The organism is Longimicrobium sp., from assembly GCF_036280135.1.
Taxonomy (GTDB): Bacteria; Gemmatimonadota; Gemmatimonadetes; order Longimicrobiales; family Longimicrobiaceae; genus Longimicrobium.
This window is the reverse complement of record NZ_DASURI010000264.1, coordinates 1-8210: the sequence shown is the minus strand read 5'-3', so window position 1 is coordinate 8210 and position 8210 is coordinate 1. Positions and strand designations below refer to the sequence as shown.

General features: G+C 73.6%; 8 protein-coding genes and 1 pseudogene. 5 read left to right on the top strand and 4 right to left on the bottom strand.

Features of this window, described 5'->3' with window-relative positions; genetic code table 11:
* Positions 1-35: 35 nt before the first annotated feature.
* Genes VFZ20_RS08225 through argC form a run of 4 tightly spaced genes read right to left on the bottom strand, consistent with a single transcriptional unit; the run spans position 36 to position 3502 of the window.
* Positions 36-593 (bottom strand): N-acetyltransferase, encoded by a 558-nt coding sequence (locus VFZ20_RS08225; RefSeq protein ID WP_329683373.1) that lies wholly within the window; start codon positions 591-593, stop codon positions 36-38.
* Positions 587-1759 (bottom strand): acetylornithine transaminase, encoded by a 1173-nt coding sequence (locus VFZ20_RS08220; RefSeq protein ID WP_329683372.1) that lies wholly within the window; start codon positions 1757-1759, stop codon positions 587-589. The genes VFZ20_RS08225 and VFZ20_RS08220 overlap by 7 nt, the downstream gene beginning before the upstream one ends.
* Complete coding sequence (gene argB, locus VFZ20_RS08215) at positions 1746-2513, bottom strand: acetylglutamate kinase (RefSeq protein ID WP_329683371.1); 768 nt, start codon at positions 2511-2513, stop codon at positions 1746-1748. The genes VFZ20_RS08220 and argB overlap by 14 nt, the downstream gene beginning before the upstream one ends.
* Complete coding sequence (argC, locus tag VFZ20_RS08210) at positions 2510-3502, bottom strand: N-acetyl-gamma-glutamyl-phosphate reductase (RefSeq protein WP_329683370.1); 993 nt, start codon at positions 3500-3502, stop codon at positions 2510-2512. The genes argB and argC overlap by 4 nt, the downstream gene beginning before the upstream one ends.
* Positions 3503-4235: 733 nt before the next feature.
* Here argC and VFZ20_RS08205 point away from each other — a divergent pair.
* The 5 genes and pseudogenes from VFZ20_RS08205 to VFZ20_RS08195 form a co-directional block, all read left to right on the top strand.
* The gene (locus tag VFZ20_RS08205) at positions 4236-5285 is read left to right on the top strand and encodes a histidine kinase (RefSeq protein WP_329683369.1); all 1050 of its coding nucleotides are present in this window, start codon (positions 4236-4238) and stop codon (positions 5283-5285) included.
* A gap of 8 nt (positions 5286-5293) precedes the next feature.
* Positions 5294-5998: pseudogene (locus tag VFZ20_RS32910) on the top strand (histidine kinase); the annotation flags it as partial.
* Between the two features lie 71 nt (positions 5999-6069).
* Positions 6070-6378, top strand: coding sequence for an ATP-binding protein (locus VFZ20_RS32905; protein WP_414682928.1), 309 nt, complete (start codon positions 6070-6072; stop codon positions 6376-6378).
* Between the two features lie 7 nt (positions 6379-6385).
* Positions 6386-7147: a LytR/AlgR family response regulator transcription factor gene (locus VFZ20_RS32900; protein WP_414682927.1), complete on the top strand. Its 762-nt coding sequence runs from the start codon at positions 6386-6388 to the stop codon at positions 7145-7147.
* A 300-nt stretch (positions 7148-7447) separates the two neighbouring features.
* Positions 7448-8210 (top strand): cation:proton antiporter (locus VFZ20_RS08195; RefSeq protein ID WP_329683367.1); only part of this gene is annotated, 763 nt, incomplete at its 3' end.

Here is an 8210-nt window from a genome sequence, read left to right as displayed (position 1 = left end):
CGCACTTTCGCACTCCCGCACTTTCGCACTGCCGTTCACTCCCAGTGCGACGCCCCGGGCGTCACGCGCACTTCCTTGACGACGGCGATCTCGTCGCAGGCGTGCAGCTTGGGACAGTTGCGGCAGTCGCTCCACACCTTGGCCGGGAACATCTCCTTGGGCACGGTGCGAAAGCCCAGCCGGTGAAAGAAGCCGTCGCGCAGCGTAAGGGCGAACACCGTGTCGATGCCCAGCTCCTCCGCGTCCTCCATCAGCTGGTCCACGATGCGGCCGCCAATGCCCATCCCCTGCGTGGCCGGGTCCACCGCCAGCGAGATCACCTCCGCCAGCGTGGGGGAGAAGATCCGCAGGCCGCCGCATCCCAGCACGCGGCCGTGCTCGTCCACCGCCACGACGAACTCCCGGAACAGGCGCACGAGCTGCTCGCGCGTCTTGGGCAGCATCAGGTTCTGCGCGGCGAACCCGTTGATCATGGGCTCCACCTGCAGCATGTCGGCGATGGTCGCCGCGCGGACGTACACCGGTCCGTTGGGGTCCACCGGCGGCAGGCCCTTGAGCCCCGCGGAAACCGGGGGTGCGATCTGTACTAGCACGGAATCGCCTCCTCCAGCACCGCGACGCCGCGGCGCAGCTCGTCGTCAGAGATCACCAGCGGGGGAAGCAGACGGACGACATCCGCTCCCGCGCTCACCAGCAGCAAGCCCGCATCCTGCGCGCGGGCCACGATCCCCGCCGCGTCATCCACCTCCACCCCCCAGATCATCCCCGCGCCGCGCACGGCGCGGACGTTGGGCCGGCGCAGGGCCAGGGCGCCCAGCAGGTCCGCCAGCAGCGTCCCCTTGCGCCGCACCTCCGCCAGGAACGGCTCCGCGCCGATCTTGCGGCACGCCGCCAGCGCCGCCGAAGCCACCAGCACGCCGCCGCCGAAGGTCGATCCGTGGTCGCCCGGCTTGAGGGCCGACGCCACGGCCTCCGTCACCAGCACGGCGCCCATGGGCAGGCCGCCGGCGAGCGGCTTGGCCAGCGTCATGATGTCGGGCGCCACGCCCGCCGCCTCGTGCGCCCACAGGGTGCCCGTGCGGCCCAGCCCCGTCTGCACCTCGTCCATGATGAGCAGCGCCCCCGCCTCGTCGCACAGCCAGCGCAGCGACTTGAGGAACGCGGCCGGCACGGGCTTTACGCCGCCCTCGGCCTGGATGGGCTCGATGAGGACGGCCGCCGTCTTTCCCCGCGCCAGCAGGCGGTCCACTTCCGCCGTGTCGCCGATGTCGCAGAAGACGACGCCGGGCATGAGCGGGCGGAACGGGTCCTGGTACGCGGCGCGGTCCGTGGCGGCCAGCGCGCCCATCGTCCGGCCGTGGAAGCCGTTGCGGAACGCGATGATCTCGTGCCGGCCCTCGCCGGCCAGGCGGCGCGCGAACTTGATGGCGCCCTCGTTGGCCTCCGCGCCGCTGTTGCAAAAGAACACGCGGTCCGCGAACGAGTGCTCGGCCAGCCACCCCGCCAGCTCCGCCGCGGGCTGCGTGCGGAACAGGTTGCTCGTGTGGATGAGCCCGGCGTCCACGGCCCCGCGGATGGCCGCGGCCACGTCCGGGTCGCCGTAGCCCAGCGCGTTGACGGCGATGCCGCTGGTAAAGTCCAGAAAGCGGCGGCCGTCCTCCGCGATCAGCTCACAGCCTTCGCCGCCCACGAACGTCGGGCCGGAGGGCTTGTACACGCCCAGGAGGGCGGATTGGGTCTGCGTCTCAGTCGCCGGCATGGGCCGTCTCCCGTGTGATCTCGATGCGCGTTCCCGCGCCGGAATCCGTCAGCATCTCCAGGGCGCCGATGCGCACCCGGCCCACCCCGGCGGCCCGCGCCCGCATGGCCGCCCGCAGCTTGGGGCGCATCCCGCCGGCCGCCTCGCCGCTTTCCAGCAGGGCCGCGGCGTGCTGCGCGTCCAGCGCATCCACCCACGCCCCCCGCGCCTTTACCCCCGGCACGTCGCTCACGAAGAGCAGCTCCGCCGCGCCCATGGCCATGGCCACCGCCGTGGCGGCGTCGTCCGCGTTCACGTTCAATCCGCCGCCGTCCGGGCCGCGCGTCACGGGGCTCACCACGGGCGTCAGCCCCTGCGCCAGCAGCGCGTCCAGCAGCGCCGTCCGCACCTCCGTCACCTCGCCGGCCCGGCCCAGGGCGCCGCCCTGCAGCGGAACACCCCGCAGCAGCCCGCCGTCCTCGCCGCTGATGCCCAGCGCGTCCGCGCCGGCGTCCATCAGGGCGGCCACCCAGCGCTTGTTCACGCCGCCGCTCAGCACCATCCGCACGACCTCCATCACCCGCGGCGTGGTGACCCGCAGCCCGTCGCGCCACTCCGGCTCGATGCCCACGGCGCGCTGCAGCTCCGTCACGTCCTTGCCGCCGCCGTGGACGAGCACCGTCGGCACGTTGCTGGCGGCGATGCCGGCGGCCACCTCGCGGATCCATCCGCCGTCGTCCGCGCGGTTGCCCCCGATCTTGACGATGCGCGTCACGCCAGCCCCTCCGTCTCGCTCCAGCCGAACAGCAGGTTCAGGTTCTGCACGGCCTGGCCGGCAGCGCCCTTGACCAGGTTGTCGATGGCCGAGACGATCGTCAGCATCGGCACCGACACGTTCTGCACGGGCGCGACGCCGATGGCCACCCGGTTGGATCCCGTGACGTCCGCCAGGGCCGGCATGCGGCCGTCCATCACCCGGACAAAGGGCTCGCCTGCATAATCATCCGCCCACATCCGTCGTGCGTCGTCCACCGGCCCCGTCAGGGTGACGTAGATCGTCTCCAGGATCCCGCGCTTCACGGGAAGCAGGTGCGGCGTAAAGACGAGCTCCGGCGCCGCGCCTCCCGCCAGCCCGTCCGCCTGCGACCGCATCTCGGCCAGGTGGCGGTGCACGTTGCCCACGGCGTAGGCGCTGTAGCTCTCCGCGATCTCGGCGAACAGCAGCTCGCGCCTGGGCGAGCGCCCCGCCCCCGTCACCCCCGACGCCGCGTTGATGATCACCGGCCCGGCGATCAGGCCCCGCCACAGCAGGGGCGCCAGGGCCAGGATGGCCGCCGTCGGGTAGCACCCCGGGTTGGCGACGAGCGCCGCGCCGGCGATCCGCTCCCGGTGCAGCTCGGGCAGGCCGTAGACGGCTTCCCGGGCCCAGTCCGGCGTCGACGCGCCCGGCACGCGCAGGTCGGCGGAGAGGTCGATGCCGCGCACGCCCGCCGCGCGCACCCGCTCCATCCACCGGGCGCTGTCGCCGTGGGGCAGGCAGCTCACCACGCAGTCCACGCCCGCCAGGTCCGCGTCGTCCGCCCGGACGAGGGCCGGACCGTCCACGCCGGGGATGACGTCGCCCAGCGGCTTGCCCGCGTCCGACTCCGACGTCGCCCAGCCGATGGAGGCCAGGGGATGACGGGCCAGGAGCCTTGCCAGCTCCCGGCCCGTGTATCCGCCCGCCCCCAGGATTCCGATCCGCGCTCGAGTATAATTATTCATCGCGACGGAAAGGTATACACACGAGCCCCGCGCGTCAATGGTCCGGGATGAGCGGACGATGAACGGCGGACAGACGGATGTCGTGGCGGGAGCGGGGGTTAGGGCGGGGGAGGTGGAAACGGGACGGGCGGCGGGCTGAAGATCAGCGTGGAAGGGGATGCATTGGTCCGATCGCGGAGCGCCCCGCATCCCCGGCCCTTCCCCTAAACGGCATGGGGGAAGGAGAACTTCGGCGCGGACATCCGGATGCTTCGCGCCGGGAGCAGCCCGCCCCTCCCCCGGCCCCTCCCGCTCGTTCCTCGCGGAGAGGGGAGACCTTCGTCGCGGGCTCCGGGTACGTGCTCAAGGGCAGGATGTCTCTCGCCCGCGAAGGGCCCCCACCCCCCGGCCCCCTGCCCCCGCTCCGCGGGGGAGGGGGAGAGCTGCGGCGCTGCGGACGGGGTGGAGAGCGTACGCGGCCGCGCTCGTGCCATCCGCCTCCGTCGTCGCCGTCCGCTCGGGCCGTCGCGGCGCGGGAGGGGTTGATCTCCGGGCGGGCCGGCGCGGACAGGCGGAATCATCACAGGTGGTTGACCGTGGCGCCGTCGTGGAAAACGCGAGATCGTGACGCGCTCGCGCTGGCTTCACGAACGGGCCGGGCGGCATCATCTTTCGTCATCCGTCAAGCATCCCCCGCCTCGCTCGTTACATCGCGCGCGGAAGATCCCCATCGCTCAACCCGCAGAACCGTCGCGTGCCCCCCATCCCCGCTCCGTCATCCACCTCCGCGGCGCCCGGTCTGCTCCCGCCGGGGGCGCTTTCCGCGCGGGAGACCGGCCTGGCCACGGCGGGGGCGCTGGTGTGCATGGCGTGCGTGTGGAGCATCTCCTACCAGCTTCCCGCGTACGGCGACTATCCGCCGTCCACGGCCGTCGCGCTGGGGATCATGACCACCGTGCGCTGGGCGCTGCTGGGGACGGCCGCCACCCTCGTGGGACGGGGCGTGGCGTTTCGGCGCGCGCCTACCCGGGCCCGGGCCGTGGGGACCGCCGTGGCGCTGGCCGCCCTGGTCTGCGGGGTGGTGATCGTGGAGCGGCCCCTGTGGGTCCGGGCGGGCGCGCAGGTGTTTCCTCTGGACCAGGCCCTTGCCCGGGACCTGCCCGGCCTGCTGGTGATGAGCGTGACCTTCGTGGGGCTGGGCGCCGGGCTGCGCCGCCTGCGCCGGCGCCGCGAGCAGCAGGTGGAGCTTTCCCGGATGGAGGCGGAGCTGGCGGGGGCCCGCCTGCGCGCCGCGCAGCAGGCCGTTCGCCCGGAGCTGCTGCTGGAAAGCCTGGACCGCGTGGGGCGGGAGATGCGCGAGGACCCGCACCGCGCGGACGAAAGCCTCGTGCGGGTGGCGGAGTTCCTTCGCCTGGCCCTGCGGGGCACCCGCGCCGGACGGGTGCCCCTGGCCCGCGAGGTGGAGTTCGTCCACGCCTCGCTGCGGATGGCGCCCGCGGAGAACGCGCCCGTCCTCCGGGTCGTCATGGAGCCCGCGGCGGAATCCGTTCCCGTCCCCCACGCCGGCGTGCTGGCCCTGGTGGAGGTGCTGGTCCCCGCCCGCGCGTGCGGCGCGCCCCTGTCGCTGCACGCCTCCGTCACGCCGGCGGGCCGGCTGGCGCTGCGGCTGGGCGGCATGGCGGACCCGGCGCGCGCGGCGGCGGAGCTCCGGGGCGTGGTGAACGCCCGCGGCGAGTCGTGGCAGGTGCTGCCGGCCCCCGGCGGAGCCGTCGTGGTGGAGCTGCCGGCGCGGGAGGACGCGTGAGCGAGCGGATGGCGGAGGGGATGGACCTGCCGTGGCGCTGGGTGGCGGCGTACGGCGCCGTGGCCTTCGGGGCGTACGCCGCCGGGGCGCTCTACCTGGACCTGGCCGCCGGCACGCCGCACGGCGCCGCGCTGGCCCGCTCGCTGGCCCGGGGGATGTCCATGCTCGTCATGTGGATGTCCACGATTGCCGTGTCGCTGTGGATCAGCCGCCGCGTTCCCTCCACGGCGCCGCGGCACCTGGCGCCCGCCGCCCTGGCGGCGCTGGCGGCCATCAGCGTGGTGGCCACGGTGCAGGACGTGGCCAACTGCCTTTTGCTGCGCTGGCTTCCCTGCTCCCTGAACGCGCTGTGGTTCGGGGGGCGCCTGGGGCAGCTTCCCGTCATCGCCATGGTGGCCGTCAACGGGCTGATCGTGGGCGTGGGCGCGCGGGCGGCCCGGCACGCCCACGCGGACCGCCAGCGGGCGCAGCGGCTGGAGGCGGAGCTGGCCCGGGCGCGCATGGCCGTGCTGGACCTGCAGCTTCGTCCGCACTTTCTCTTCAACACCCTGCAGTCCATCGCCACCCTGGCGCACGTGGACGTGGCCGCCGCGGGCAGCATGCTGTCCCGGCTGTCGCAGCTGCTGCGCGAGTCGTCGTCGGGCGAGGGCGAGGCCGTGGTGCCCCTGCGGCGCGAGCTGCGCCTGGTGGCGCTGTACACGGACATCGAGGCCGTGCGGGTGGACGCGGACTGGCCGTGCGGGTGGACGCGGACCGCGGCGCGCTGGACGTGCCCGTGCCGCACATGCTGCTGCAGCCGCTGGTGGAGAACGCCATCCGCCACGCCATCGCGCGCGTGGGGCGGGGGCGCGTGGACGTCACGGCCCGGCGCGACGCCCTCACGGGGCGGCTGCGGCTGGAGGTGCGCGACGACGGGCCGGGGCTGCCGGAGGGATGGACGGCGCCGGGGGACCGCGTGGGGCTGGCCAACACGCGGGAGCGGCTGGAGGCGATGTACGGCCCGCGGGCGGACTTTTCGCTTTCCAACGCGGAGGGCGGGGGGCTGCGGGTGCGGATGGAGATCCCCGTGGACGGGCCCTGGACGGAGGAGTGAGGGACGCGTGCGAACCCTGATCGTGGACGACGAGGTGCTGGCGCGGCTGCGGGTGCGCACGCTGCTGGCCGCGCACGGCGACGTGCAGGTGGTGGGCGAGGCGGAGAACGGCGCCGCGGCCATCGAGATGATCGCCGCCGTGCGGCCGGACCTCGTGATGCTGGACGTGCAGATGCCGGGGGTGGACGGGTTCGGCGTCGTTTCCGCGCTGGGCGCGGGGGACATGCCGGCCGTGGTCTTCGTGACGGCGTTCGACGAGTTCGCCGTGCACGCGTTCGAGGCCAACGCGGTGGACTACCTGATGAAACCGGTGTCGGCGGAGCGGCTGGCGGTGGCGCTGGACCGCGTCCGCGCGCGCCTGGCCCGCGCGCCCGATCCCGATCTCGACCCCGACCCGGCCCTGCTGAACCTGATGCGCGACGTGCGTCCCGGCCGCGCCTGGCGGGACCGCTTTGCCGTGCGCACGGGCGAGGTGTTCGCCGTGGTGCGGGCGGACGAGGTCGCGTGGATGGAGGCCGCGGACAACTACGTGCGGCTGCACACGCGCCGGGGCACGTTCCTGGTGCGGGCGCGGATGGCGGACATGGAAGAGGAGGTGGACCCGCGGCTTTTTCTGCGCGTGCACCGCAGCACCATCCTGGCGGTGGACCGGGTGCAGCGCATCGAGCCGTGGGGCGCGGGCGAGTACCAGTTCGTGCTGGACGACGGCACCCGTCTTACCTCTACCCGGCCGTACCGCGACCGGATTCGCGCGGCGTTCGGGCTGTAAGGGGCGCGGGGCTGGCCGGTGGATGTGTCCTTCGGGGGACGGCGGACAGCCTGCAACCGCCGGGTCGCGTCCGGGTGCCCGCCCTGGTGCGGGAGCCACCTCCCTCCCCCACGCAGTTTGTGGGGGAGGGTCGGGGAGGGGGGCGCTCCGCCCGGGCAGGATCTCCCCTCCGCGAACTCAATTCCTCCCCCGCAATCCGCCCCATTGTGCGGTAGCGTACCTTTACCCTATGCTAGCCTTGTACGTGCCCGTCCGGGATCCTCTCCCGGCGGCCCGGACGCACCGAACGCACGCCGCACAATGGAAGAGCTTCACCTGCTTCAACCCACGCTCATCATCCTGGCCGCGGCCATCGTGGTGGTGCCGCTGTTCCGGCGGCTGCGCATCACCCCCGTGCTGGGGTACCTGCTGGCCGGCCTGCTCATTGGCCCGCACGCGCTGGGGCTCATCCACGAGACCGAGGCCGTGGAGACGCTGGCGGAGTTCGGCGTCGTCTTTCTTCTCTTCGCCATTGGCCTGGAATTGTCGCTGGACCGGCTGCTGGCCATGCGCCGCCACGTCTTTGGCATGGGCACGCTGCAGGTGGTCATCACCGGTGCGGCGTTCTACGGGCTGGCGCGGATGGCGGGGCTGGGCGGCGCCGAGGCGTTCGTGCTGGGCGGCGGCCTGGCGCTTTCGTCCACGGCCGTGGTGCTGCGGATGATGGAGGAAAGCGGCGACGCGCACACGCAGGCCGGGCGGATGGCGCTGGCCGTCCTCCTTCTCCAGGACCTGGCCGTGGTCCCCCTGCTGACCATCGTGCCGCTGCTGGGGCGCGCCGGCGGATCGCTGCTGCCCAGCCTGGGCATCGCCGCGGCCAAGGCGCTGGGGGCCATGGCGCTCATCATCATCACGGGGCGGCTGCTGCTGCGGCCCGTGCTGCGGACGGTGGCCGCCGCGCGCACGCCGGAGCTGTTCACGGGCATCACCCTCTTCCTGGCGCTGGGCGTGAGCTGGCTGACGGGGCTGGCGGGGCTCTCCATGGCCCTGGGCGCCTTCCTGGCCGGCCTGCTCATCAGCGAGA